The sequence below is a fragment of the Nitrosomonas sp. genome, from assembly GCF_019752095.1.
In the GTDB taxonomy this organism is placed as follows: domain Bacteria; phylum Pseudomonadota; class Gammaproteobacteria; order Burkholderiales; family Nitrosomonadaceae; genus Nitrosomonas.
The window spans coordinates 56,191-82,009 of the sequence record NZ_JAIEMO010000004.1 but is presented as its reverse complement, the minus strand read 5'-3'; the positions used below and the strand labels follow the sequence as shown (position 1 = coordinate 82,009).

At 44.9% G+C, this 25,819-nt stretch carries 21 protein-coding genes; 12 read left to right on the top strand and 9 right to left on the bottom strand.

Annotated features, from left to right (window positions below; genetic code table 11):
- Window position 1 precedes the first annotated feature (1 nt).
- Entirely contained in the window at window positions 2-979 is a 978-nt protein-coding gene (gene gshB / locus K2Q13_RS02140) for a glutathione synthase (protein WP_292919008.1), read from the top strand.
- Window positions 980-1,169: 190 nt separating this feature from the next.
- Entirely contained in the window at window positions 1,170-2,087 is a 918-nt protein-coding gene (locus K2Q13_RS02135; RefSeq protein WP_292919007.1) for a peptidylprolyl isomerase, read from the top strand.
- A gap of 42 nt (window positions 2,088-2,129) precedes the next feature.
- Here K2Q13_RS02135 and ftsH read toward each other — a convergent pair whose 3' ends face one another.
- Together ftsH and K2Q13_RS02125 are read right to left on the bottom strand one after the other, a co-directional pair.
- Window positions 2,130-3,980 (bottom strand): ATP-dependent zinc metalloprotease FtsH, encoded by a 1,851-nt coding sequence (gene ftsH, locus K2Q13_RS02130; protein ID WP_292919006.1) that lies wholly within the window; start codon window positions 3,978-3,980, stop codon window positions 2,130-2,132.
- Between the two features lie 132 nt (window positions 3,981-4,112).
- Complete coding sequence (locus K2Q13_RS02125) at window positions 4,113-5,408, bottom strand: outer membrane protein transport protein (protein ID WP_292919005.1); 1,296 nt, start codon at window positions 5,406-5,408, stop codon at window positions 4,113-4,115.
- Window positions 5,409-5,801: 393 nt separating this feature from the next.
- Between K2Q13_RS02125 and K2Q13_RS02120 the strand changes: the two genes are divergently transcribed.
- Entirely contained in the window at window positions 5,802-8,216 is a 2,415-nt protein-coding gene (locus K2Q13_RS02120; RefSeq protein WP_292919004.1) for an EAL domain-containing protein, read from the top strand.
- A 130-nt stretch (window positions 8,217-8,346) separates the two neighbouring features.
- Here the strand turns inward: K2Q13_RS02120 and K2Q13_RS02115 are convergent, their stop codons facing one another.
- Window positions 8,347-9,141 (bottom strand): Crp/Fnr family transcriptional regulator, encoded by a 795-nt coding sequence (locus tag K2Q13_RS02115; protein ID WP_292919003.1) that lies wholly within the window; start codon window positions 9,139-9,141, stop codon window positions 8,347-8,349.
- Window positions 9,142-9,318: 177 nt separating this feature from the next.
- Window positions 9,319-9,882, bottom strand: a complete 564-nt coding sequence (locus K2Q13_RS02110; protein WP_292919002.1) for a cupredoxin domain-containing protein — start codon at window positions 9,880-9,882, stop codon at window positions 9,319-9,321.
- A 271-nt stretch (window positions 9,883-10,153) separates the two neighbouring features.
- Here K2Q13_RS02110 and K2Q13_RS02105 point away from each other — a divergent pair, with 271 nt between their 5' ends.
- The gene (locus K2Q13_RS02105; RefSeq protein ID WP_292919001.1) at window positions 10,154-11,059 is read left to right on the top strand and encodes a hypothetical protein; all 906 of its coding nucleotides are present in this window, start codon (window positions 10,154-10,156) and stop codon (window positions 11,057-11,059) included.
- A 38-nt stretch (window positions 11,060-11,097) separates the two neighbouring features.
- Here the strand turns inward: K2Q13_RS02105 and K2Q13_RS02100 are convergent, their stop codons facing one another.
- Together K2Q13_RS02100 and K2Q13_RS02095 are read right to left on the bottom strand one after the other, a co-directional pair.
- Window positions 11,098-11,739: a DUF3047 domain-containing protein gene (locus K2Q13_RS02100; protein WP_292919000.1), complete on the bottom strand. Its 642-nt coding sequence runs from the start codon at window positions 11,737-11,739 to the stop codon at window positions 11,098-11,100.
- Between the two features lie 3 nt (window positions 11,740-11,742).
- Complete coding sequence (locus tag K2Q13_RS02095) at window positions 11,743-13,284, bottom strand: hypothetical protein (protein ID WP_292918999.1); 1,542 nt, start codon at window positions 13,282-13,284, stop codon at window positions 11,743-11,745.
- Between the two features lie 633 nt (window positions 13,285-13,917).
- On the opposite strand from K2Q13_RS02095, the gene K2Q13_RS02090 reads away from it, so the two are divergent.
- Together K2Q13_RS02090 and K2Q13_RS02085 are read left to right on the top strand one after the other, a co-directional pair.
- Entirely contained in the window at window positions 13,918-14,163 is a 246-nt protein-coding gene (locus K2Q13_RS02090; RefSeq protein ID WP_292918998.1) for a hypothetical protein, read from the top strand.
- 389 nt (window positions 14,164-14,552) lie between these two features.
- Window positions 14,553-14,846 (top strand): hypothetical protein, encoded by a 294-nt coding sequence (locus K2Q13_RS02085; RefSeq protein ID WP_292918997.1) that lies wholly within the window; start codon window positions 14,553-14,555, stop codon window positions 14,844-14,846.
- 124 nt (window positions 14,847-14,970) lie between these two features.
- Here K2Q13_RS02085 and hrpA read toward each other — a convergent pair whose 3' ends face one another.
- On the bottom strand, window positions 14,971-18,729 hold the full coding sequence (gene hrpA, locus K2Q13_RS02080; RefSeq protein ID WP_292918996.1) for an ATP-dependent RNA helicase HrpA: 3,759 nt from the start codon (window positions 18,727-18,729) through the stop codon (window positions 14,971-14,973).
- 263 nt (window positions 18,730-18,992) lie between these two features.
- Window positions 18,993-20,528, bottom strand: a complete 1,536-nt coding sequence (locus K2Q13_RS02075; protein ID WP_292918995.1) for a SulP family inorganic anion transporter — start codon at window positions 20,526-20,528, stop codon at window positions 18,993-18,995.
- Between the two features lie 407 nt (window positions 20,529-20,935).
- Here K2Q13_RS02075 and K2Q13_RS02070 point away from each other — a divergent pair, with 407 nt between their 5' ends.
- The 6 genes from K2Q13_RS02070 (at window position 20,936) to K2Q13_RS02045 (ending at window position 24,800) form a co-directional block, all read left to right on the top strand.
- Window positions 20,936-21,169: a hypothetical protein gene (locus K2Q13_RS02070; protein ID WP_292918994.1), complete on the top strand. Its 234-nt coding sequence runs from the start codon at window positions 20,936-20,938 to the stop codon at window positions 21,167-21,169.
- A gap of 123 nt (window positions 21,170-21,292) precedes the next feature.
- Entirely contained in the window at window positions 21,293-22,141 is an 849-nt protein-coding gene (locus tag K2Q13_RS02065) for a transposase (protein ID WP_292918993.1), read from the top strand.
- 105 nt (window positions 22,142-22,246) lie between these two features.
- Window positions 22,247-22,708: an isoprenylcysteine carboxylmethyltransferase family protein gene (locus K2Q13_RS02060; protein ID WP_292918992.1), complete on the top strand. Its 462-nt coding sequence runs from the start codon at window positions 22,247-22,249 to the stop codon at window positions 22,706-22,708.
- Window positions 22,709-22,806: 98 nt separating this feature from the next.
- Window positions 22,807-23,196 carry a nuclear transport factor 2 family protein gene (locus K2Q13_RS02055; protein WP_292918991.1) on the top strand — a complete coding sequence of 130 codons (390 nt, stop codon included), beginning with the start codon at window positions 22,807-22,809 and terminating at the stop codon, window positions 23,194-23,196.
- Between the two features lie 538 nt (window positions 23,197-23,734).
- Window positions 23,735-24,217 carry a hypothetical protein gene (locus K2Q13_RS02050; protein WP_292918990.1) on the top strand — a complete coding sequence of 161 codons (483 nt, stop codon included), beginning with the start codon at window positions 23,735-23,737 and terminating at the stop codon, window positions 24,215-24,217.
- A gap of 199 nt (window positions 24,218-24,416) precedes the next feature.
- Window positions 24,417-24,800: a lysozyme inhibitor LprI family protein gene (locus tag K2Q13_RS02045; protein ID WP_292918989.1), complete on the top strand. Its 384-nt coding sequence runs from the start codon at window positions 24,417-24,419 to the stop codon at window positions 24,798-24,800.
- Between the two features lie 139 nt (window positions 24,801-24,939).
- On the opposite strand, the gene K2Q13_RS02040 is transcribed toward K2Q13_RS02045, so the two are convergent.
- Window positions 24,940-25,812, bottom strand: a complete 873-nt coding sequence (locus tag K2Q13_RS02040; RefSeq protein WP_292918988.1) for a FoF1 ATP synthase subunit gamma — start codon at window positions 25,810-25,812, stop codon at window positions 24,940-24,942.
- Window positions 25,813-25,819: the final 7 nt, after the last annotated feature.

Sequence of the window (25,819 nt, the reverse complement as noted above, 5' to 3'; positions counted from 1 at the left end):
CATGAAGCTTGCCTTTATCATCGATCAGTTGGATTCCATTAAAACTGATAAGGACACGAGCTATGCCTTGATCTGTGAGGCCATTGCTAGAAACCACCAGATATCCGTACTTTATCAACATGACATTGCATTGATCAATCATTTTGTCACAGGCTTCGCACGCGTGTTGTCACTCACGAATCCAACAACATCGGATGGGCATTGGTACAAAATTAGTGATATTTCGGCAACTCCTTTGTGCGAATTCGATGCTGTATTAATGCGCAAAGATCCGCCATTTGATATGGAATATGTTTACAGCACGTACTTGCTGGAATTAGCTGAAACTCAGGGCGCTTGGGTAATTAACAGCCCCAGCAGTGTCCGCGATTACAACGAAAAGCTTGCCATTACTAAATTTCCACAATTTGTCACGCCTACATTAGTAACCAGTCAGGCGCATTTAATTAGAGAATTTCTTAGTATCTATCAAGACATTATCTTAAAGCCACTGGATGGTATGGGAGGTGCCAATGTATTTCGCGTCCATCTTGAAGATTATAATATCAGCGTGATTCTCGAAATGCTGACTCACTATGGGACGCGAACCATCATGGTGCAACGCTTTATTCCTGAGATTGCTCAAGGCGACAAACGTATCCTACTCATTGCTGGCAAAGCGGTACCTTTTGCTTTAGCGCGCATTCCGAAACTCGGCGAAACACGTGGCAATCTCGCTGCGGGGGGTACGGGCAAAACACAACCACTCTCCGCTCGCGATAAGGAAATTGTAGAATCGCTAGGCCCGGAATTGGCTAAAAAAGGTTTAATGCTGGTTGGGTTGGACGTGATCGGAGACTATTTAACCGAGATTAACGTGACCAGCCCTACGGGAATGCAGGAAATCACACAGCAAACGGGATTTAATGTAGCAGCTATGATGCTGGATGCTATTGAAGAAAGCTTCGAATTGAGAAATACAAAAATAATTAATATGTAAAATATCTTTAACAAAACAAACTGCCTCACGATTATTCTCAGTTTCCACATTGATTTGAGGAACCGCCAATTCTCGTTACATTACTAAAATTCACTAGCACAAAACTGCATATCCAAAATAAAAATATTGCCTCGGTTAGACATCTGTCAGTAAAATCCCATTTCAACTCATTCAAAAATATCCAATCATCATGCGCCTCAATCCAGCCTTATATAAAACCGTATTGCTTGTCTGCTTGTTTTTTTCATCCCCCATTACGCACGCTAACAAAGTTGCCTGCTTTACAACCAATATGGGGCAATTTTGTATTGAACTTTTTGAAACGCAGACACCGATCACAACAACCAACTTTATTGACTACACTAATAGTGCGACCTACACAAATGGCATCTTTCATCGCAGCGTTCCTGATTTTGTCGTTCAAGGCGGCGGTTTTAAAATTATCTCTGGTACCGCTGGCGAATCGCTCACTGCTGTAAATACTTTTGCTCCGATCATCAATGAATTTAAAATCTCCAACACACGAGGAACCGTCGCCATGGCAAAACTTGGCAACGACCCCAACAGCGCAACCAGTCAATGGTTTGTTAATTTAAAGGACAATTCCCCGAACTTGGATAATCAAAATGGTGGCTTTACCGTATTTGGTCGCGTTATTTTTGATGGAATGAATGTCTTCGATGCTATTGAAAAACTCCCCATAAGAAGCTTTGGAGGCAGCTTCTCTGAAACGCCACTGAAAGATTATGATGGCTCTTCAGCTGTCTCGTTTAATAATTTGGTGCGGATAAATAATGTTGCACTCATTGATGTAACAAGCATTTTCAGTCAAGGAATTTTGAGTTTTGCAGTGGATATCGGGACGGGCAATGCACTGGAAGTCAGTTTACGGTTGATTCAAGATAGCCCTTCGATTGTATTTGAACTCGATCCAGACAGTGTAGTATCGCTGAATAATAAACCACTCAATATCGCCACATTCTCGAGCACAAGTGGTCAATTACGTATTCCATCAGCGATGATCAATGCATCTACCGTTATCAATAACGTACAAATGCAATTAACCAATGCAGAATCATTTCAATTTACATTAGTCAGTTACGAATAAAATTTCGATGTAACAAGGATATAATTCAAAGAAATAAATCCATCAATCAATCTGGAGTCCGGGCTTGTCAATGTGATGCACTGGAAAAACGATCGCTTGCTTTAATTTAATTATTTCGGGTTGATTGAGTGTTTCTTTTTGCAATAGATCTTGCGCAGCTTGATCCAGCAACCCGCGGTTGGATTGAAGTATATTGATTGCACGTTCCAGGGCTTGATCAACCAGTACGCGCACTGCAATATCTATCTTGTTGGCAGTTTCTTCGCTGTAGTTTCGACTTTGCGGCATAGGAACATTGGGCTGTAGAAATGCCGACTGTTCCCGATCATACGCAACATTACCCAAAGCCTCGCTCATGCCATAACGCAGCACCATGGCACGAGCAATATCAGTGGCACGCACCAGGTCATCCGCCGCACCAGTGGATATTTCGTCAAACACGATCTGCTCGGCTGCACGCCCACCCAATAGCACAGCCATTTTATTTTGCAGTTCCACGCGAGTCATCAGATAACGGTCTTCGGTCGGACGCTGAATGGTGTAGCCCAGCGCGCCGATACCTCGTGGAATGATGGAGACTTTGTGTACTTCGTCGGTACCTGGAAGCGCTAACGCCACCAACGTATGTCCAAGCTCATGAAACGCCACTACACGGCGTTCGTCGGGATTCAGCAAACGGTTACGTTTTTCCAATCCTGCCACGATGCGCTCAATGGCATTACTAAAATCTGCCATCGCAACAGATGACGCAGCTCGCCGAGTCGCTAATAAAGTTGCCTCGTTAATAAGGTTCGCCAGATCCGCGCCGGTAAACCCCGGTGTTAGCGCTGCAATTTCTTCAATCCTAACATCGTTATGCAATTTTACTTTTTTCGCATGTACATTAAGAATTTGTTCCCGTCCAATTTTATCTGGACGATCTACCAGCACTTGGCGATCAAATCGTCCGGCACGCAGTAATGCCGGATCAAGAATTTCCGGGCGATTGGTCGCTGCCAGCAGCACGATGCCACTGCTGGAATCGAAACCATCTAGCTCAGCCAACAACTGATTCAGGGTTTGTTCTTTTTCGTCATGACCGCCTCCCATGCCGTAAGCACCTCTTGCACGCCCCAACGCATCCAGTTCATCAATAAAAATTATCGCCGGCGCCATTTGTCTTGCCTGTTCAAACAAATCACGGACCCTGGCCGCGCCAATACCGACAAACATTTCTACAAATTCCGAGCCGGAAATGGAGAAAAAAGGTACACCCGCTTCACCCGCTACTGCACGTGCTAGCAAAGTTTTCCCAGTACCTGGCGGTCCCACTAGCAAAATACCTTTCGGCGCTCGTCCGCCTAAACGACCATAATCCACCGGATTCTTCAAGAAATTGATAATTTCGACCAATTCCTCCTTAGCTTCGTCGACTCCCGCCACATCATCGAAAGTCTCCTTGGTTTCCTTTTCTACAAACACTTTGGCGCGGCTTTTACCGATCGACATCAATCCGCCTCCCATGCCGCTTCCCATACGACGTATCACAAACAGCCAGATTCCGACGAAAATTGCTGTCGGCACAATCCAGGATAATAAATCGCGCAACCAGGTGCTTTGCACCACACCGGTATAGACCACATGATATTTATCCAGGATTTCAGCTAACTCAGGTTCCACTCGGGTAGTGACAAAATCCTTATAGCCATCCGCATGCTTTTCCTTTAATGTTCCGAAAATCTGGTTCTCGGTAATTGCAATCTCGGCTACCTGCCCCTTCTCCAAGAGATGCTGGAAACGACTATAGGGAATAGGCTCAACTTGAGTGTATTGCTTATATAAATTTTGCACTAACAGCAAAGACAATAGTGCCACAGTAAAAAACCAGAAATTAAGGCGTATGTTTTTGTCCATTGATTAATCCCGAAATTTGGTTAGAAAATTTATCCATCACACCGATGGAAGCAACGTTATAGGATAATGTAACTCTGCATAAGTTTCGGCACCGCAACCCGCCAATTCCAATGGCTAGGGCTAGGGCTAGGGCTAGAAACGCCAATCTAGTTGCAGGCCACCAATATTGATTTGCTCAGAAAACTGCCCAGAAAGAAAATCCCCAGTCACGCTCCTTCGACTGATCGAGGGGTTATCCATGAACAGATGCGCATACGCACCATGAATAAAAATATTATTCCGAACTGCATAAGTAAAGCCAGCGGTCAACCAATAGCGGTTGCTATCGGGAATTCGGGGCGATCTGTGTTGTGCATTGGGAACCGGCGTTTCATCATAAGCAAATCCCGTTCGCAGGATCCACTTATTGGTTGCGGAAAAATAATTAACCCCAAAAGCATAGCGCCACGTATCGTTCCATCTCAGGTTTTGTACATCATCGGATTGTGATGAAGAGAAATTTGTTCTGAGCTCTCGAACCAAGCTCCAATGCGTCCATAACGCATCGGCGGAAACTTCCCAGCGCGGATTGAGATAGTGCGAGAAACCGAACAAGACCGTGTCTGGCAGAGTCACCGAAGTAACCGCATGAGTGTCCACCAGAATATTACCTTGCGTCAATGCAATGGCTTTATCCGGTATCGTGAAATTCGCATCTCCTTTCACGTCATGGGCAATTCGAGAACGGTAACTGACACCGAATCGAGTATCAGGTGCCAACGTGTAAAATGCGCCAAAATTGTAACCAAAACCGACACTATCACCCTTGAGCGAGACATGTCCATCCGCAGTTTGCGGTGCAATTCCCTGGCTGAGGCATGGCAATGCTCCCTGCAATAAAAAGCATGCTGGTCCTAGATCAACTGCGTTAGTTAGCTTAGCCCGCAAGTACTGCACGTTAAAACCAGCACCTAGAGAAAATTTTTCGGTTACCTTGAACGACAAAGACGGGTTCAAATTAATAGTCAGAATTTCCGAATCAATGGCTTGGTAGCGTCCTTTCCAGTCCGAATCATAGCTATTGCGCATACCATAAGGTATATTAAATCCAAAACCGAAGGCTATTCGGTTTGACAATTCCTGCACGTAATAAAAATTTGGAATAAAAACCGATTGCGCAGAATCTCCGCCATTCCCACCCGTAAGCGGCGTGCCGCCCAATTGCGGACTCAATTGCGAAGAACTATTATGAAAAGTTGCAGACGGCGCGATATAGTAACTCGCAACCGAAATCAATTTACCACGCACCTGGCTCATCGCAGCCGGATTAAAGAACACCATACTGCCGTCACTCGTATTAGTGGGTGCACCGGAGAACGCCTGCCCCAATTCCTTGACACTGTGCTCCATCACAGCGATGCCGGCACCGGATACTGGCGCTGAAGCCACGAGTAAAATGAATCCAGCACGAGACAGAAACTTCTGACAAAATAAACTAGTTGCGATATATCTCGTTTTAATGAGTATGCTCCTGTAATTTTTTATCCAGCGTCTTACCCGGCATGTTGCAATATAGCAGCTAACTTTACTTAAAATAAATGTTAAGTATAATTTTTCGAGTATTAAATATATAAGAATCTTCTGGCTTCTAATGTGATGAATACTTTTTATCTTATACGCTATCAACGTCTTGGCATAGAAAATTGCACATTTTCTATCAGATTTCAAGTTGCTGAAAAGCTTTGTATATCTTTACCCCAAATTAACTATTGCAGATTCATTGGTAAACATTTAGAAACACCCCTACAATCTCCATAGTTCTCCCGTAAAAAGCCTTATTATATGGAGCCAAGATTCAATAATCGCAATGTGAATTCTCAACCTCCCTCCCCCAACCATTCTGGCTCATTACTGGCCGAACAAATCAAACTAGCTTACCAGCAAGCTCCTAAGGCGCTATTTGTCACATTGATTGTTGCTGCTATGTTGATTCTTATTTTTTGGGATCTAATCGAAAAGGACTGGCTTCTAGGCTGGCTGGCGGCAATTTATTCCCTCACTTTCGCAAGATTTCTGTTGGTCAGAGCCTATTTTCGCAAAAACCCATCCGTTGCCGAATCAGTAGTTTGGGGACATTGGTTTCATGTTAGCGTATTGTTAGCGGGGATACTATGGGGTTCCGCTGGAAGCATTTTTTTTGTTACCGACAGTGAAACCCATCAATTATTTCTGGCGTACTTACTGGGCGGCATAGTCGCAGGCGCAATGGCTACCTTATCGTCGTATAAAGGCGCCTTTTTAGCCTTTTCGATACCCGCTGTGCTTCCTTTCACCTATCAGGTCATCACGCATGAAAGCGATATTCAGATGATCATCGCGCTTACTTATTTACTGTTTGTATTCACTATGGGAAGAATTTCATTCCAACTACACCAAACAATCACAGATTCACTCAAATTTCGTTTTGATAACATTCAGCTGCTAAAACGCCTGATTCAAACCAAAAACCAACTGGAGCAACGAGTTGTAGAACGTACCGAGGCACTCACCATATCTAACGATATCCTACACCAGGAAAAAGAGCTATTTCAAATCACATTAGCGAGTATCGGCGATGCAGTCATCACCACAGATACCAGTGGAAAAATCACTTTTATAAACCCAACCGCAGAAATACTTACCGGCTGGAGCAATGAAGAAATACACGACACTCCGCTATCGAAAGTATTCAACATTATGGACATAACTACTCAGGAGCCGACCACGAATCCACTGCCCGATCACTTAAATGAGTTCGAAAATTCTCACAAGAACCGTGAATGCATATTGATCCACCGAGACAAAAAAAAATACATCATTGATTACGCCGTAGCACCGATCCAGAACGAACAAAAGCACGTGATTGGCACCGTGATAACTTTCCGCGATATAACAGAACAGCGCAAGCTGACACAAAAGCTTGCCTATCAAGCCGCACATGATTCACTGACCGGTCTGCTTAATCGCCAGGAATTCGAAAATCGCCTCAGCAAAATTCTGATATCCACACGCAAAAATGACATACATGCGCTGCTCTATCTCGACCTTGATCAATTCAAGATCATCAACGACAGTTGCGGCCATAGCGCCGGTGACAAATTGTTGCGCCAGGTAACCGCATTGTTGCATTCCAAGCTGCGCACACGAGACACGCTAGCACGTCTGGGCGGCGATGAATTTGCAGTTATCCTTGAACACTGCCCTAGAAATCAAGCGTTACAAGTAGCGCACACATTGCGTGAACTGGTGCAAAGCTTCCGTTTCCAATGGCAAGGCAAAACTTTCACTATTGGCGTAAGCATCGGAATATTTCCCATCACTCATGGAAACCAAGGTATTGAACATGCACTCAATGCAGCTGACAGCGCCTGTTATGCCGCCAAGGAACAAGGACGCAACCGAGTGCAGGTGTATCAATCCGGTCATCACCTGCAAGATTCGACCGAAATACAATGGCTGCCTCGCATTCAAAGCGCCCTAGAAAAACAGCACTTTCAACTTTATTACCAACCAATCCGGTTACTCTCGGAACATCCAGAGCAACAACAACAGGGTGAAATCTTATTACGATTGAAGGATGAGAACGGCCAACTAATTATGCCCAGTGCATTTCTACCTGCCGCCCGGCGGCATGATCAAATGTTGCTCATTGATCGCTGGGTGGTACAACAATCATTACAGCTAATACGAGCACACGCAGCACACACGGCCAATGCGATCTACACCATTAATATATCCGGGCAAGCACTGGAAAGCGAAGATTTCCTTAATCTCACGATAAATAGTATTAAAGCCAACCAACTGGATCCCGCCTGCATCTGCTTCGAAATCAGCGAACAAGACGCGCTGAACGATTTAAAGCATGTCATACATTTCGTCACTACCCTAAAGGAATTAGGCTGTCGCATCTCCATCGATGACTTTGGCAGCAACCTATCATCGTTCAGTTATTTAAAGGATATCCCACTTGATTATCTAAAAATAGACGGACAATTAATCAAAAATATGCTTACCGACTCAGTCAACCTGGCAATGGTTGAATCGATTCATCACATCGGCCATATCATGCGGCTTAAAACCATCGCCATATGGGTGGAAAATGATCAAACACTACAAGTTCTGGAAAATATCGGTGTTGATTATGTACAAGGCTTCTGGGTGGCTGAGCCCACCCCTCTTGATGCTAACTTACCCTTGCCTGGCAATAAGACTCAGTAATAATTTGCTTTGCATCACATATGAATCCGATTGGACACGAGCAGCAGTAACGTGGCATAAATTCAAGTTTCCATACAAGAGACTTCAATGCGACAACTATATCCGGTAAACTGGAAACCAGTATTTGACACTAAGCGTTATAGCGGGAGAAATACTTGCCGAGGATTCTTTCGTTTTGCTCCTTAACGACTTGGTAGCACTCGCAGGTGGCAGCCAGCAAGCCCTTCCGATCAAGTAATTCTATTTTACCGTGCGTGTATTTTATAAGCCCCTTGGCTTGAAGTTGAGCGGCCGCAGTGGAGATGCTTTCACGGCGTACACCCAGGACATTTGAAATGCGTGCCTGGGTCAAATGAAAGACTGTGGATCGCAGCGTGTCGTTATAAATCAGCAAATATCGGCAAAGTTGCTGATCTATAGAATGCAGACGATTGCAGATTATACCTTGAGAGAGCTGAACAATCAGTGTCTGTGTATAGCATAAACAGATTTCCTGAAAACACGGCAATTCCTCAAAATATTTCTCGGCATCATTAGCCTTCATGATATAGGCTTGACCAGGATTCATGACAACGGCTCTTTTAGCCATCCTGGCATCTCCGACAAACGTTACGATGCCAACCATACCTTGCCGGCCTGTCATTCCAACCTCAATCGAATCTCCGTCCTCAGTGTCGTAGAGCATACAAATCATGACGGTAGTAGGAAAATAGATATGTTTACGTTTTTCATCCATTTCCCACAAGACTTGATCCCTTTCCAGATCGACTAGTTTTAATGAAGATGCTATCTCGTCAAATTCATTCTGCGGCAAAGCCGCCAAAAGCTGATTCTGTATTTCAGGAGATGTTTCTTCAACCTCTGGTATACAGGTATCTACAATGATTCGGTCTTTATCTACATTATCAGTTGTTTTAAGAGTCATCACATTTAAGAAATCGTAGCACGCTAAATATTTAGCCTATCAGGCTGAGCAATCATTCGCAGTAGTTTGTTAACTTGCTTTAGTCGCACCGTAGTTTTTTATCTCAGCCTCTTAACTGGGCTGCCCGAATCTATTAAAACATATCAAACCCTTAACAGCACAAAATCCCACACGGCTTTATTGACAACCGGCAGTACCAAGCCAATCGGAAAACGCTCCTGCATCATGTATGATGCCATCATTTCCAAACATGTAATACACATGATTATCCGTAGAGGAAACTGCTAAGTAAGAATCTGTCACAGGATAATAACGATATGTATAAGGCGGAAAAGTCAATAAGCTTACGTTCCCTGCGGGCGCAAAAAACTGGGGATAGTTAGACTCAGCCCAACTGAAAAAACATAATATCGGATTTATCGTCCCTTGGCTTGAAACATTAATAGTGCCTCTCATAAACGGATGGAATCGACAAAAATAGGTATAAGTGCCAGGGGTATTAAACATAAAATTAAATGACTCACCAGTATTTAAATCGCTGCTCCACAAATTAGCATCCTGAGTTGCGCTATGCACTGCACCATCCTGGTTAACCCAATTTACTGAATCTCCTACATTAAGCGTAATTGTATTAGGATTGAACACAAAATTTTGGATACCTACCGTTACTGTTGCCGCAGTTGCAGTAACCGAAGATGCGAAAAATAGACTAATTAGCCATAGAAGTGTGAGACGTAACATAACAAACCTCCACTCGATAAAATAGACATGTGTATTTGACATTACACTTAAAATATGCGCTAGTCTATATATATTTCATCGGGTATATTTCCGATAATCTAGGAATATCACAGCTCTTTAAATTCAACTGGTTGCCACTGCACTACGCAATCTTGAGGATACCGCAGGTCTCATTAAGAGCCTGAACGAAATTGAATTATTAATGTAGCTCTACTGCCAATTAATCTATGAAATCTCTGCTAATAATAGACAGTTACTCATGATTAAATTATTGCCACTTAAAACATATCTCATCTGTCTCTTGGCCGTCGTGCCAAGCGGTCAAGCGTTGGCACAGGCTGTCATCAATGAGACTGAGTTTCTGCATTCGAATCGCCCTGAAGCATGGGCAATGAATTATGTTACGTCAATCACACTCCTATCTGGGCTCAGCGTACCGCGCAGTCGAGCATTAGGTTCGATCGAAGGCGGAGTCGAATTGGACTGGATTCCCCAACTCAGCTCTGCGCAGCGACAGATTGGTTTCAATGGCATCAAGGAAGAAGATCTGAACAAAGCTCCTATTTTTGGCCGACCACGCCTCACTTTCGGGCTTCCGGGGCGATTTGCCTTGACCCTTTCCTACGTACCACCCATTAGAATTTTTGGACTTAAACCAAATCTCTTCGCATTCGCGCTGGAACGCCCCTTGTACGAACGTGATCCCTGGACTATCGGCATTCGAATGTATGGACAGATTGGGAACGTGGAAGGCGCATTTACCTGTCCTGGCAATGTTGCCCAATTCCCACCGGGTTCTCCAGAAAACTTGTACGGTTGCGAGAGAAAATCGGCGGACAAGTCGAGCCAGCGCTATGCAGGACTCGAATTGAGTGGTGCATATCGTATCGAGCAATTAAGAGGATTAACCCCTTTTATTGCCGTATCAGGGAACTATCTTGATACACAAGTTCATGTCAATGCCCAGACTTTCGGCGTCATCGATAATACCCACCTCGTGGCCAAAACATGGACGTTTGCGGCCAGCGCCGGCGTTGCCTATTCCCTGACCGACAAACTCAGGCTGAGCGTGGGAATGTTCTATAGCCCGCTATGGGTAACACGCCCTCCAGCAACTTCTAGTCAGAATGATGCGCTTTTCAATGTTCGCGCGCTACTCACCTACCAATTGAAATAGACGTGAGCCAAAATCAAGTTGGCTCAGAGTTTTATCTATTATTTTTCTGAGAACCAGATATCACCATACCATGCTGTAGCCACTGCGCCCGTGTTGTCTGTGTCAGTCATGATTGCTACCGCACCAACTTGCCCCGGTTCTTCACCGAATGCACGGCGGTAATCGGCACGCACATCTCGACGTTCGTTGATCCACTGACCGACCCGACCAGAGCCTGATTCAATCGCGATCATCTGTGCATGATCGGTAAAAGCATTGGGCCAACGACTGCCGATCGGTTGGTGGTTCGACCACACATAATTGATGGCGCGCGTTCGCCAAAACATGATTCCACCGGAAAACACCACATAAACCCGCGCCGGATAATCGTCGCCAGCTCGAGTACGCTCATCGTTCCCGGTTAATATGCCGCCGACCTTCCAGGCCCAGTTGAGTATGGGCGTTTGGTTAAGATCGATGCGTACCTCGCGATAACGACCTGAAGCTGCTGCATCGCTATCAGCACGCAAGACAAGCTGTCCATCCGAATGATCTAAAGAATAGCGAGTTTCACCAGCAAAAGCCTTTTTTTGCCAGCCGTTCAGATCGCCTTGAGAAAAACGGGCAATATCGACACGCATGTCTCCCGCCCATACAATAGTCGGCAAACTAATGGCTACCCAAAATAGAATTCTCTTCATACTTTATGGTGTCCTTTCAAATAACGATTCAATAAGAAAAGCATCGTCAAAATGTCGGCGCCCGTTAAAAGCAGTAGCATGACGACCCCACTGGCGCATTGCACCTGGCGAGCGGATTCCCATGGGCCAAAAAAGAAATCGCTCGGATCGTTCCGTTCCAGCAACCAATCCATATTTTCCGAATAAGCTACGAGATCCTTCATCCGAGGGCAAAGAGCGTAGCTCATCATAATCCTCCCACAGCAATGGCTGGTTTTCCTGTATCGCCGATGATTGAATGTTCGGTGCGTTATCAGAATAAATCCGCTGAATGAAATGCGTATGATGAGCGATACGCAGCACCAGAGATTGTTGCTCGGGTGCAGATTGCGGTAGCAGTGGCGATTCAAAATAGGCAGAAGGAAGGTCTTTACGCAAACGTAACTGATGACTCAGGAAGAACTTGTGATAGCAACCGCAATTATGAATGACATCGTAAAGCCAAGGCTTACCGTCTGGCCCTAGCGTTACCCGCCAGTTGATGCCATCGAGTCGACCTGCGTAAATATCGCTACCCGATCGTGCTGGAAACCAGACAATGTAATTGAGCTGTAGCAGCACTTGTTGACCAAAGCGAGTGTATGAAACATTGCGATAAAATGTCGGGTAAGCGATGTCTACGGAGGGCCCGTTTTCCAAATGCATCCTACCAATGCGATCATTATCATCAGCAACATCCACCTCCCATATGGGCGCAAATGTATTAAAAATCTGATCCAATTCAACATCTTCTGGCATGGGAATGCCCAGTGGATCGAGCGATCGATACAGAATTTTGCTGATCTGTTGGGCAGTGAGCGATTGATCAGGTAACGAAGCATCCATTCCTGGCGTCATGGCAGTTGATATCGGCACCCAACGTATCAGCTTTCCCGTAACCGGTAACGATGCAAACGGTATCGCGAAAATCTCATGTGTTTTGCGATGCCATTCAGATATTCCTACAGCAATAACAGGGGCAGTGAGCGGATACAGGCCAAGTGCCTGCCACCATGTGACATAATCATCTGGCACATGGGCGATATCGCTTAGTCGTGTGCGCTGCTGAGGATTCGCAAGATCAATGGATATTAATAGATCGCGACATTTATTGAGTTCATCAAGCAAAGTATCCTTAGGTTGACTTAGCACTGAAGAAGGTAGATTACGCAACTCTAATGCACGCGATTGAGCATCGAGATCAGCCAAGTGAGCAACCCATGCCAACCACTGTGGTGATTTATCGTTTAATTCATGACTGAATGAAGCCAACAGACGTGTTGTACGAAGGTAAGGAAACCCCTCAATCATTGATGAACCATAATCACGCACACCCACGTTGTCAATAGTAGCATCAATTTCTTGATACAAGGCCCGGCAGGCAGTGGCGGCAATATCTCCCGGAGCAGCCGTGGATCTAGTTTCAACTGTGGTGCAACCAGTCAGAACCAGTATGCCGATACTGACGATAAAGATCATCTCTGTCATGATCGGTGAGATATGGGCTGAATTGTTGCAATTATTCATAAGTGTCTCCTTCTGACTGCCAGCACAGAGATCTCAATTTATATCTAACTTCACGGAGCCAATGTGATTTTTATCACTTAATGACATAACCTAATTCGGTATCATGCATTATTGAGATAGCAGCAAAGTAGAAGAGAAATTAATGATAACCTAACTCATTAAGCTAACAATTGCTAAATCCCAATTGCCGTAATTGACCCAAGTGTTTGCAAATACAGCTATAGAAGACGTAATGTTTATTACCCAAATCAAGAATAGTCCAAATTCCTATTCGATCAGTATCGATGGTGAAGCCACTACTTGTCAAAAAGCAGCAATGAGCCGAAACTGTGTCGTGGCAGCAACAATGACATTAAATTAGACGCCGAATTCGAATTATCGCTAGATGCTGGATCATTAACTAATCCTGAGAATTAATATTGACAATTAATTTTAAACTTTAATAGTTGAAGAATTGTATGGTTATTAGGGATTAGCTAAATTTCGGATAATCTCACGGCAAAAAATAAATTACTCTGGGATCTTTCAAAACTTGAAAATGCCGGCAGAAACCCCATGTTATTATTAGTTTTGTGTCAGCGCAGTATGATATCAATAGTACTTCTTCAAATTATTATGTGGAGGTAGGCAGCGATGATCAAAGAACTTTCTTTTGATGATGATGACGATGGCTTTTATTCTGCCAATGATTCGGATGGTGGAGAAGATGTGATAGCAAATAGCGAAATTCCACCTAGTCATCTAGCAAAAATTATTGATGAATTTGGAAGCAACAAAGATGATTCTGATGATGACGAATTCGAAACCATCAAAAAGGATTTTTCTGATTATGATGACGAAGGGGATGAGATTACGCTTGAGTCGTTAGGACTGCATTAGTCTCCAGGCTCTGTAATACTGCTATCCGCTTCCGACAGTGTGTGTGCATCACACACGATGGAATATCCATTAGCCAAGTTTTACGCGATACTGCGCTTAAATGCTTCGTCACATGTGTTGTTTTTTGTGCAAAATTTTCTATTTTTGAACCGAAGATAGGGCAAAATTCAACACCTAATTTGTTCTATTTTAAAAAATAAAACTGTTTTTGGTGTATATTTACTAATTGGCACATACTGTGTAGCGGCTTATGTTCCCTCATTGTTATAACGCTACGCAACAAATTGCATATATTACCCGCTAAATGTGTGCTTTACTGTACCAACCTTTTTGAGGAAGCAAGCCATCATCAATGGCTCTCACTAAAATAAAACACAAGGAGAATCAGCATGAATAAATTAAAAGCCTTAACAATAGCAGCCACTGTTTGTACAGCTTGTTATGCAGGGAATGTACTTGCTTTCGATAAAGCTTTTCATCCAAACCATCAATTTACCGAGCAAGAAAGCATTGGACCAAATTTTGAGCCCGGTTATATTCTCGATGAAGAGAAAGCTGCAGAAACAAAAACTGCAGAAGAATATATGCAGCTTCCTTCGGAACCAGTAATTCCAAGCGATCCTTCACCCAAGAACTCAAACATTCCTTCTGGGGAAGAGCTCAGATTAGTTCCATCCATATAGCCAATTCTTAGCACTGGCTGTTCTTGCAGCGCTAAGGGAAGTCCTCCCCGCAGCCTTTCTGCGGGGCATTACATCCCTTCGAAATCTGTCTACTTGTTCTCTCTACCCGCAGAACTAAGCCGAATTACAGGCGCACACTCTCCCAAAGCTTCTGCAACCGCTTAACAGATACCGGACAGGGAGTTTTTAACTCTTGCGCGAACAAAGAAACTCGCAATTCTTCGATCTGCCAGCGAAATTCGCTTAAATTTTTATCAACATATTCAATTTCTTGATGCTTTGCCAGGCGTTGTAAATATTGCTGCCACAGCGCATTAACTTCAAGGCCGTTGTGCTCATCGCGTTCCGGATTTACGGGCAATTTCTCGATACGCAGCCCCATGCCTTTTAAATAACGGGGTATGTGCAATATGTTGTCCCAGGGCGTATTGCTGACAAATCCAGGGTAAATAAGATTCTCAAGCTGCGCATTTAATTCAGTTTTCACTTTATCGATCCGAATCTTAGTGAATTTCTGCAATAGCGTTTGATACTCGCGGCCTATCTGTTGCAGCGAGCCAGACAGAAAAACAGAAACTTCCGGGAGGCGATTCTTAGCACGTTCCCTTTGCTCAATAAATACTGATTCAGTGCGAGGAAGCGGATCATCGCTCAACAATGCGCGGTCTATAATAGCATTCAGCATATCCTGTTTCAGATCACCCGGATTTATCCTTGCTGTCAATTGCATGCTGATTTCCCTTAATCCGGGCAGATTCTTTTCCAATTGCTTAAGCTGGTCTTTCAGCACTAAACATAATAACCGTCTAATACCCAAACGCATCGCCGTTTCAGCCGCTGCTCGCGTATCAAACAATCGGATGGCGACACTATCGGTGTGATCAATCAACGCCGGATAACCTGTCAATTGTTGGCCACCTCGCATAAATACTATTTCATCGGGCAAATCGCCAAAATCCCATTGCGTTATCTGTTCGCGCTCAATAGAATTTTTCTCGCTCTCGTCATCACGCTTCACAAAAATCATCTGCGCCGCTTCACCGAGCCGCTTCTGCAATACATTGAAATCCCGGTTCATAGCCAGTTCTTGTTCCGCATCATCAAACACTCGAATATTCATCAATAAATGCACTGGAATATCGTTTGTTTTCCAAGTCTCAAGCGGAACTGTCAAGGTGGTTTCTTTTAACACAAATTTCTCTAATGCTTCTTGCAATGCGAGCAAATGCGAAGATTTGGAATGACTTTGCAAAAATTTCGTGACTGATTCCGGAAGCGGCACCAGCATACGGCGGATATTTTTAGGCAGTGCTTTCAAATACCAAGTAATCTTTTCACGTATTAAACCGGGCACCAGATAATCCAACTGCTTGCCATCCAGCCGGTTCAACAAAGGTAATGGTACAGAAACGGTAACGCCATCCAATATATGACCCGGTTCAAAGCGATAGACAAGGGGCAACACGCTACCATCCGGCAAAGTCATACATTCAGGAAATTGCACTTCAGTCACATGATCGGCCTGGTGGCGCATGAGTAATTCACGCTTTAAATACAGCAACCGTGGATCCTGTTGTTCAGCTTGCTTGCGCCATTTCTCGAATCCGGCACCGTTGGTGACTGTTTCCGGAATGATGGCATCGAAGAAGGCAAAAATTTCCTGCTCATCGACCAATACGTCTTGCCTGCGCGTTTTATGCTCCAACGCTTCTATTTCTTGAATTAATGCCTGATTATGGTGAAAAAACGGCGCTTGCGTTACCCATTCACCGGCCACTAACGCCGAACGAATAAAGATCTCACGTGCTTCTTGCGGATTAATGACGCCATAATGAACCGGTCGTCTGGGAACAATTATCAAGCCATACAGTGTTACTTGTTCAAAAGCCACGACCTGCGCCCGTTTCTTCTCCCAGTGCGGATCAGAATAGTGTCTTTTGCACAAACTACCGGCAATCCTTTCCAACCAGGACGGATCAATTTTTGCCGCGCAGCGCGCAAATAACTTACTGGTTTCGACCAATTCCGCAGCAACTACCCATTTGCTCTTACCTTTTCTCAATACAGAACCGGGAAAAATCGCAAACTTGATGCCTCGAGCCCCCAGATACTCGCCCTCTTTCTCGGATCTAGAACCAATATTACCGAGCAATCCAACAAGCAAGGCGCGATGAATTTCATCATAACTTGCGGGTATCTCGTTGGGCCTGAAACCCAGCTCTGTCATCAATACATGCAGTTGCCCATGAATCTCGCGCCATTCACGCAACCGCCGATAGGATAGAAAACTTTCACGACATTGCGCGATCAGTTTGCGGGTGGATTTCTTATGCTTTAATAATTCATCAAAGAAATCCCAAAGCTTGAGATAGGAAAGAAAATCCGAGCGTTCGTCTTGAAAACGCCGGTGTGCCTCGTCAGCCGCTGCCTGTTGTTCAAACGGTCGATCTCGTGGATCTTGCAGGCTTAAAGCCGAAGTAATGATCAGTATTTCGTGCAGGCAGTTTTCCTGTTTTGCCGCTAAAATCATACGGGCGATTTTGGGATCAATCGGAAATTTAGCCAAACGCCAGCCAATCGCGGTCAGCTGTCTTTTTTCGTCAACTGCACCCAATTCCGCCAGCAATTGATAACCATCGGCAATCATGCGTGGCGCTGGCGCCTCCAGAAAGGGGAAGCTTTCCACCTCGCCAATTTTCAGCGATTGCATGCGCAGAATAACAGCGGCCAACGATGAGCGCAGAATCTCCGGGTCAGTAAAGGGCACACGCGCCTGATAATCCTGCTCTGAATACAAACGGATACAAACGCCATTGGCCACCCGGCCACATCGCCCTGCCCTCTGATCAGCCGATGCACGGGAAATTTTCTCGATCAGTAACTGCTCTACCTTATTGCGATAGCTATAGCGATTCACCCGCGCCGAACCGCTGTCAATCACGTAATGGATGCCTGGAACCGTCAATGAAGTTTCAGCCACATTCGTCGCCAGCACGATGCGACGACGATTGCTGTTCAATTGAAACACCCGCTCCTGTTCGGCAAACGATAACCGTGCAAACAAAGGCAAGATTTCTATTCCGCCCCGCAAGCGATCAAAATGATGTTTGCGCAAGGTTTCCGCCATCTCGCGGATTTCACGCTCGCCCGGAAGAAAAACCAGAATATCGCCCGAACCCGACACCATCAACTCATCAACCGCATGAATGATGCCACGCTGCATATCGCGATCTTCCTCATCATCGGTGTGCAGCGGGCGATACAAAATTTCTACCGGATACAGACGTCCGGTCACTTCAATCACAGGCGCATCATTAAAATGTTGCGAAAAGCGTTGCGCATCAATCGTAGCTGAAGTGACGATAAGCTTAAGATCGGGCCTTCGGGGCAATAACTGCTTGATAAACCCAAGCAGGAAATCAATATTCAGACTGCGCTCGTGGGCCTCATCGATAATCAGCGTATCGTAAGCCTGCAATAAGGGATCGCCTTGCGTTTCCGCCAGCAAAATCCCATCGGTCATCAATTTGATATAACTATCGGAACTGATCTTGTCCGAAAAGCGAACTTTATAACCGACGGCCTGACCCAACGGGCTATTCAGCTCAGCAGCAATACGCGCAGCAACCGTCCGCGCTGCGATACGGCGCGGCTGCGTATGACCGATCAAACCATAAACGCCGCGTTTAAGCTCCAGACAGATTTTAGGAATTTGCGTGGTTTTTCCCGAACCGGTTTCACCGCAAATGATGACCACCTGATGATGCTCAATCGCTTGCTTGATTTCCTCGCGGCGCACATTGACGGGCAAATCTTCTGCATAAGTAGGGGTAGGAAGATGCGCGAGCCGCTTGGTGATGATATCGGGAGGAAATTTTTTCATTGCGGTATCAATTCAACTGCACAGAGAAGGGGTAAGGTCGCTAAAGGAGAATAATATGTTTATATTTTAAGCCATGATAAGATTGCCGCATGCAAAATTTCATAATGAACTTGACCTTGGCTGTTTCAGGAATTCTTGATTTTGGACCTGATACCTTTTTTGTTTGCTGCTTTATGCCATTTTTGAATGCTGAATGTCTAAACTTGAGTTATTAATGAATAGATTTGACTCTTATTCTTTGGCTCAATTTTATAACCTTACTATCACTTTTTTACAGGCAAATGGTATCGTCCTTTTTCCGACCTATCGTAAGTAAAGCGCAGTCGGGAAGCATCCATCTCGAGCTCTCCCGTTGCGCCTTCCCTTTTTAGACGCTCAGTCTCCAGAAAATCCATACAAGCGTGATCAATGTAGAACAAGCGACTGAAGTGGACGGTTACATGATAGTCTTTTGGCAAGCTTTCCAACGTGGATGCCAGTTTCGGTAGCGTAATTACGGTAGCGGCTCCAGACATATGAACATCGATTTGTTTTTTTTCTTTGTCGACCGTTGTCTCTATACTCAGCGCCGAAAAGGTGAATATCAGGCGAATCAATGATGCGCCAACGCCTAGCAGCACTCCAGTCAGAAGATCTGTCGCGACTATTCCAATTAAGGTTACAAAGTAGATGATGAGCGCAGGCCTTCCATATCTGGCAAGATTTTTGATGATTACCGGGTTTATCAATTTGTATCCGGTAAATACCAATATAGCCGCCAGTGACGCCATGGGGATGAATCGAAGCAGGTGAGGAAAAAACAGCACAAAAACAAACAACCAGGCTCCATGAAAAATTGCTGCTCCACGAGTTTGGCCGCCAGCCTTTATGTTTGCAGAACTTCTTACTATCACACCCGTCAAGGGAAGCGTACCAAGCCAGCCGCAAACTGTGTTTCCCACACCTTGCGCGAATAATTCCCTGTCATAGTCAACCTTGGCATCCAGGCGCATCTTGGTCAATGCAGATGCGCAAAGCAAAGTTTCAGCACTTGCAATCAGTGCAAGTCCAAAAACAAATGGCAGAATATCGGGTTGAAAAACCTGAAGCATCCTGTCCATCGAGGGCCATGTGATTAGAGTCGCAAACGAATCGGGGATGGAAACTTTTTTTACCGGCAAATCGAAAATCAAAGTAACCAAGGTGCTCCCGAAACCAGCAATAAGCGGGGCGGGGATCATTCTTAGTGGATTACGCTTAAAAAACTCCCAGCACCACATAAAGATAAACGTTCCCAAACCCAAAACACCCGCAAAGATAGCTTCCGACCCACGTCCGTCCGGAACAAACGTTTTAAGGAGTGAATGAGGAATATAGATCAAGTTCTGAATACCGCTTCCATAGGGATTTTTGTCCAACATCACATGAAACTGGCTCGTGAAAATCAGTACCCCGATCCCTCCTAACATTCCATGGATTACTGCTGGACTGACCGCCCTAAACCATTGCCCGAGTTTAAAAAAACCAGCAATTGCCTGGAAAAGACCGGCCAGCAAAACCACTGGTCCCAGCATTTCTATACCGTGGCTTTGGACAAGTTCATACACGAGTACGGTAAGACCGGCTGCTGGACCGCTAACCTGTAGCGGAGCGCCTGCAATAAAACCCACGACCAGGCCACCGACGATGCCAGTGATGATCCCCAGCATCGGAGGAACACCGGAAGCGATAGCGATCCCCATACAAAGAGGTAGCGCGACAAAAAAGACTACGATTGAGGACAAAAGGTCCTTGTGAAAAGTCTGTTTGAAATACTCCATAATCAGTGCCAATTCTGCTAGAAAGGATTTCTAAGTAGAGCCTCTTGCAAAACTCCATCAGACCGAGCGCGCAAGTGGCAATAAATCGAATTAAGCCAAATTTTAACCCAGATAAGCTTAACATGAGGAGAAATAGGGTCAGGTCGCGAATCGGAGAAATAGGGTCAGGTCGCGAATCGAGAATAAAAGATGTATACTTTAGACCATGACAAGACCACTCCGTTTAGAATTTCCGAATGCACTTTATCACGTCACATCGCGTGGAGATCGCCGCGAAAACATTTTTGAAGATGACGACGACCGGTTGCGGTTTTTAGAAATCCTTGGAATAGTTGTGTGTGATTATAACTGACTGTGTCATGGCTACTGTTTGATGGATAACCATTATCATCTCATCATTGAAACGCATGACGACAATATGTCAAAAGGTATACGCCAGCTCAATGGCGTTTATACCCAAGCGGAAAAATCGGCCGATTGCAAGGCCTTTGCCTAAGATTGCAGCGCAACACAAAGACCGAAAAACAACAATCATTGCAGCCTACAAAACAGGCGCATACAACCAGCGAGAAATCGGAGCACACTATCAATTGCATCCAACGACGGTTGAAGTTATTCTTCGTAAGAATAAGAACTCTTGATTATGGACCTGACCCCATTTTTTCTTTTGAGATCTTTCCTGACACCATTAACACCCAAATGGGGTCACGCACCCAAATGGGGTCAGGTCGCGAATCAAGAATAAAAGATGCATACTTTAGGCCATGACAAGACCACTCCGTTTAGAATTCCCTAATGCACTTTATCACGTCACATCGCGTGGAGATCGCCGCGAAGCCATTTTTGAAGATGATGAAGACCGGTTGCGGTTTATAGAAATCCTTGGAATGGTTGTGTGTGACTATAACTGGCTGTGTCATGGCTACTGTTTGATGGATAACCATTATCATCTCATCATTGAAACGCTGGACGGCAATCTGTCAAAAGGCATGCGCCAGCTCAACGGCGTTTATACGCAAGCGTCGAATCGGCGGCATGGACGCAGCGGCCATCTTTTTCAAGGGCGATACAAAGCAATTCTGGTGGATAGAGACCGATATTTGCTTGAGCTTTCCCGGTATGTCGTTTTGAATCCGTTAAGAGCCAAAGGCATGGTCAAGCGGCTTGAAAACTGGCCGTGGAGTAGTTTTCGAGCAATTGTTGGAGATGCTGCGAAGCCTGAATGGTTAACAACGGATTGGATATTATCCTTGTTTGGACAGCAAAGAATGATTGCAATGGATAAATACCGGCAATTTGTCCTGGAAGGCGTGCATCAGCAACCTGAGATATGGACGAATCTGAAGGGTCAGATTTATTTGGGGGATAAAGCTTTCGTCGCGGAGATGCAGAAAAAAATCGGCAAGGAAAAGGACGATTTAAATATACCCAAGCAACAAAAGCGGCCGATTGCAAAGCCTTTGTCTGAGATTACAGCGCAACACAAAGACCGCACAACAGCAATCGTTGCAGCCTACAAAACAGGCGCATACAGCCAACGAGAAATTGGAGAGTACTATCAATTGCACCCAACGACGATCGGAGTTATTCTTCGTAAGAACAGGAATTCTTGATTCTGGACCTGACACTTTTTTGTTTTGACACCTCTGTTTCAATACGGACACCGCAGAATAAAACCGCGCCGCTGATTTGGGCGTTATGCTTTAAAGGAGTAAATCGTGTTAGCTCTTGAACTTCGGATCCCTCCAGTTATTCAGGTGGTCATAATTGGTGCCGCAATGTGGAGCCTATCGTCCTTTTTTCCAGCATTTAATGCGCCTTCAATCGCTACCACAGCCGTCGGGGCTATCTTCCTTTTAATCGGAATAGCACTTGCTGCGCTTGGCGTGCTCGAATTCAGAAAAGCTAATACAACGGTAGATCCACGTTTCCCAGATAAATCGTCCCAATTGGTGGAAACTGGCGTTTATCGTATCAGTAGAAATCCGATGTACCTTGGTTTTCTCCTAATGCTGTCTGGATGGGCTTTTTATCTGATGAACTATATGGCTTTTGTTCTGCTGCCTGTGTTCGTTCTTTATATGAATACCTATCAGATAAAGCCCGAAGAAAAATACATGATGCAGAAGTTTAGCAAAGAGTTCAAAGCATATGCTGCAAGGGTTCGGCGATGGATATAAAACCTAACAATTTGCTTCACACCGATAAATTACTCGCTGCGCTCCTAATTTACCGATGAGCAAGCGTTACGCACAAAAAATGATGGGGCAATCTTCAAATGAATAACCATACTGATATTCAAACGTTGCTTGAACAATGGGCGCGTAGTACAAGAATGGGAGAGCAGGATAGGATCTTAAATAATCACTCCGAATCAGTCATCATCTACGACGTATTGCCACCAATGAAATATGAGGGAGTAGAAGAATATCGGAAAAGCTGGGATGAATGGCAACCTGAGACGACTGGTGAAAATATTTTTGATCTTCATGAGGTTAAAATTACAGCAGGACATGATGTCGCATTTGCCTATGGGTTCATTCATTGTGGTGGCACTTTGCCTGATGGAAAAACATTTGAAGACTGGGTCAGAGCCACCTTCTGCCTGGAAAAACTGAACGGAAAATGGCTGATTACTCATCAACATATTTCAATGCCACGCGGCTAATTGAAGTTATGCTTTAAAAAGGCAATCGCAAAAAAAGCATAAGCAGGGTCAGATCGGGTTAACAACGGACTGGATATTATCCTTATTTGGGCGGCAAAGAATCAATGCAATGAATACAAACAATTTGTCCTGGAAGGCATACAGCAGCAACCTGAAATAGGGTCGAACCTGAAAGATCAGATTTATTTAAGGGCTAAAACTTTTATCACTGAAATACAGAAAAGAATCGACAACGAAAAGAACGATTTAAATATTCTAAAACAGCAAAAATGGCTGATTGCAAAGCGTTTTTCTGAGATTGCGGCGCAACACAAAGATCGCACAACGACAATCATTGCAGCTTACAAAACAGGCACATACAGCCAACGAGAAATCGGAGATACTATCAATTGCACCCAACGACTATTGGAGTTACTCTTCGCAAGAGCAAGAATAATGACACTTTTTTGGACATGATCAGGACTTGCTCACTGCGGGGAAGTATGCCAATAAAAAAGGCCAATAGCCTGGCCAAGTTATAGAGGAAGGGGAAACAGCAATGTTTAAGCAAAGCATGCTGGTTTTCAGTACACTGGTCTTAGCCGCGTGCGCACAATTGTCGGGCGGGACTTTCGGCGACAATGCCGACTTGACGCTGGATAAATCAAGTACCGAAACAACCGGGCGCGAGCCTGCCTGGGACAATGCTATCCTTACGTGGGCTCGGCAACAATACGGCTCAAGCCTGTACGAACCCGTGCAAACATTCTATGGGGATTTCACCGGTGACGGGGTTGCCGACGCACTGGCTTGGGTGATGTTTCCCAGTGGCGGTAACAGCGACATGCTGAACGTGGCGCTGTTTCGTAACGAGAGCGGAGTAATGGTCTATTTTCGAAGCGCCGATGATGTATTCGGTATAGATCCGCGCAATGTCTTGTTTACGCCCGGTCGTATCACGTTGACATCCACCATGCCTCGACCAGGCGATCCGCGTTGCTGCCCGACTGGGTCGCAGAATTGGGTGATCGACACGAAATGAGAGCCCAGTTTTCTCGTTGCAAGCTTTTATTATTTTCAAGTCTAAACCGCTTCACGGTGTGACTTAACCTGGCATTGGATCCTTTACAAACATGCGAAAAATTCTCATCTCTTTTCTTCTGTTGGCGTCGATACCGCTTTCTGCCTTTGCCGAAATCGAGTGCACAGACCGCCCCGAATGTTGGCCTGAAGGAAGCTCTATGCATACTGGGCTTCTACTCGTTCAGCAGAAGAATGCCGTCGAAAAACGCTTGGTAAGCAAACACCATGAGCTAGTCAAAATCGTTTCCTCATCATCGAGTGCAGAAATTAAAGTAGATGAAAGGCTTCTGGCAGCCCTCAAAATCCAGCAGTTGGCATGGCTGAAATATCGAACCGAAGAATGTGAGTTAATCGGTTCTTTGACGGGCGCGGGTGGCACTTGGCCATCCACCCATGCCAATAGGTGTGAGGTAAACCATACAGAGCAGCGCCTTGGTCGGGTTCGCTCGGCCATTCGTTGTATTGAGAAAATTCCAGCCGACAAACGGTTGTTCGAACAAAACAACTGTTTACTGCAACTTGCTCCGCTCACGAACAAATAGGCTCGCCCCATCATTCCACCGAACCTTGAAAGCGAAAATGGGGTTCAGATTCGCGTTCGCCATGTATTCAACTGATTCTTCACTGAGTCCACCGTGCCAGATTCCTAGCAGCAACACTTTGAACGTTGGCCTAGCAAAATTAAGGCATAAGAATCACCGATTCTTTGGGTTTATCCTCGTCACCCAATGCTTCTGCGCTGAGCAGAATAATTTCAATCTCCTCAGTAATTTCTTCCTGGCGAAGTTTGTTGTAGCTCAAGCTTAATTGCGCTTGATTTTGCTGCAAATGATGAATGGCTTTATTCATATGCTCAAGCCGCTTACGATTCTCCACCATCAAGGATGCATAAAACACTTCGTGCAGTACAGCATAAAGATATTGATCGGTTAATTGGGATAGAAATTGATAAGGTTCCAGATTAAGTATTGGCGGATGCGAAAAAACTGATTTCTCGCGAGATACCGCTATTGGCAATATTTGCCGCAATTGGATCGCATCTGTTCCATCGTCATGATAAACAACACTGATACGCCCCAACTTAGTTAATTTCAATTGCTCTTGTAACCGATTGAGAGTCTGTATCAAATGTAACAACGTTTGCTGTATTTCCTCGGCAACGCTATGTCCATCGATAAAAGCTGCAATGCGCGCATCAGCTTGCAGTTTAACTTCAATTCCTCGTCCTACCGTCAGTAAGAGAATGTCTGATTGCTGAGGATGCGCATTAAGAAAATGCAATAAGGATTCGTTAAAATCACCGCAAAAACCTCGCTCGGAACCTATCACAATCCAAAGTTGTTGCAAATTGTCAGGGTATGATTGCAGATGAGAATAAAAGCTCAGAAAATCCTGTGCGGCTGCTTCAATGCTGGCAACAGACCTACGCTGCGTCGCCAGAAAAAACTCCAACTTGTGGATTTCCAGCAAGGCCAGATTTTTCATAGCATTCATAATGCCTTCAATTTCATCCAGCGTTACCAGATGCTCCTTTATTTCACGCCGCTTACTCATTTCAAAT

Coding starts and splice junctions, on each gene's coding strand:
- K2Q13_RS02110 (WP_292919002.1), bottom strand. CDS start 9,882: ATGTTACGTCTCACACTTCTATGGCTAATTAGTCTATTTTTCGCATCT.
- K2Q13_RS02135 (WP_292919007.1), top strand. CDS start 1,170: ATGCGCCTCAATCCAGCCTTATATAAAACCGTATTGCTTGTCTGCTTG.
- K2Q13_RS02055 (WP_292918991.1), top strand. CDS start 22,807: ATGAATAACCATACTGATATTCAAACGTTGCTTGAACAATGGGCGCGT.
- K2Q13_RS02100 (WP_292919000.1), bottom strand. CDS start 11,739: ATGAAGAGAATTCTATTTTGGGTAGCCATTAGTTTGCCGACTATTGTA.
- K2Q13_RS02065 (WP_292918993.1), top strand. CDS start 21,293: ATGACAAGACCACTCCGTTTAGAATTCCCTAATGCACTTTATCACGTC.
- K2Q13_RS02050 (WP_292918990.1), top strand. CDS start 23,735: ATGTTTAAGCAAAGCATGCTGGTTTTCAGTACACTGGTCTTAGCCGCG.
- K2Q13_RS02075 (WP_292918995.1), bottom strand. CDS start 20,528: ATGGAGTATTTCAAACAGACTTTTCACAAGGACCTTTTGTCCTCAATC.
- K2Q13_RS02120 (WP_292919004.1), top strand. CDS start 5,802: ATGGAGCCAAGATTCAATAATCGCAATGTGAATTCTCAACCTCCCTCC.
- K2Q13_RS02040 (WP_292918988.1), bottom strand. CDS start 25,812: ATGAGTAAGCGGCGTGAAATAAAGGAGCATCTGGTAACGCTGGATGAA.
- gshB (WP_292919008.1), top strand. CDS start 2: ATGAAGCTTGCCTTTATCATCGATCAGTTGGATTCCATTAAAACTGAT.
- K2Q13_RS02045 (WP_292918989.1), top strand. CDS start 24,417: ATGCATACTGGGCTTCTACTCGTTCAGCAGAAGAATGCCGTCGAAAAA.
- ftsH (WP_292919006.1), bottom strand. CDS start 3,980: ATGGACAAAAACATACGCCTTAATTTCTGGTTTTTTACTGTGGCACTA.
- K2Q13_RS02090 (WP_292918998.1), top strand. CDS start 13,918: ATGATCAAAGAACTTTCTTTTGATGATGATGACGATGGCTTTTATTCT.
- K2Q13_RS02115 (WP_292919003.1), bottom strand. CDS start 9,141: ATGACTCTTAAAACAACTGATAATGTAGATAAAGACCGAATCATTGTA.
- hrpA (WP_292918996.1), bottom strand. CDS start 18,729: ATGAAAAAATTTCCTCCCGATATCATCACCAAGCGGCTCGCGCATCTT.
- K2Q13_RS02095 (WP_292918999.1), bottom strand. CDS start 13,284: ATGAATAATTGCAACAATTCAGCCCATATCTCACCGATCATGACAGAG.
- K2Q13_RS02070 (WP_292918994.1), top strand. CDS start 20,936: ATGACGACAATATGTCAAAAGGTATACGCCAGCTCAATGGCGTTTATA.
- K2Q13_RS02085 (WP_292918997.1), top strand. CDS start 14,553: ATGAATAAATTAAAAGCCTTAACAATAGCAGCCACTGTTTGTACAGCT.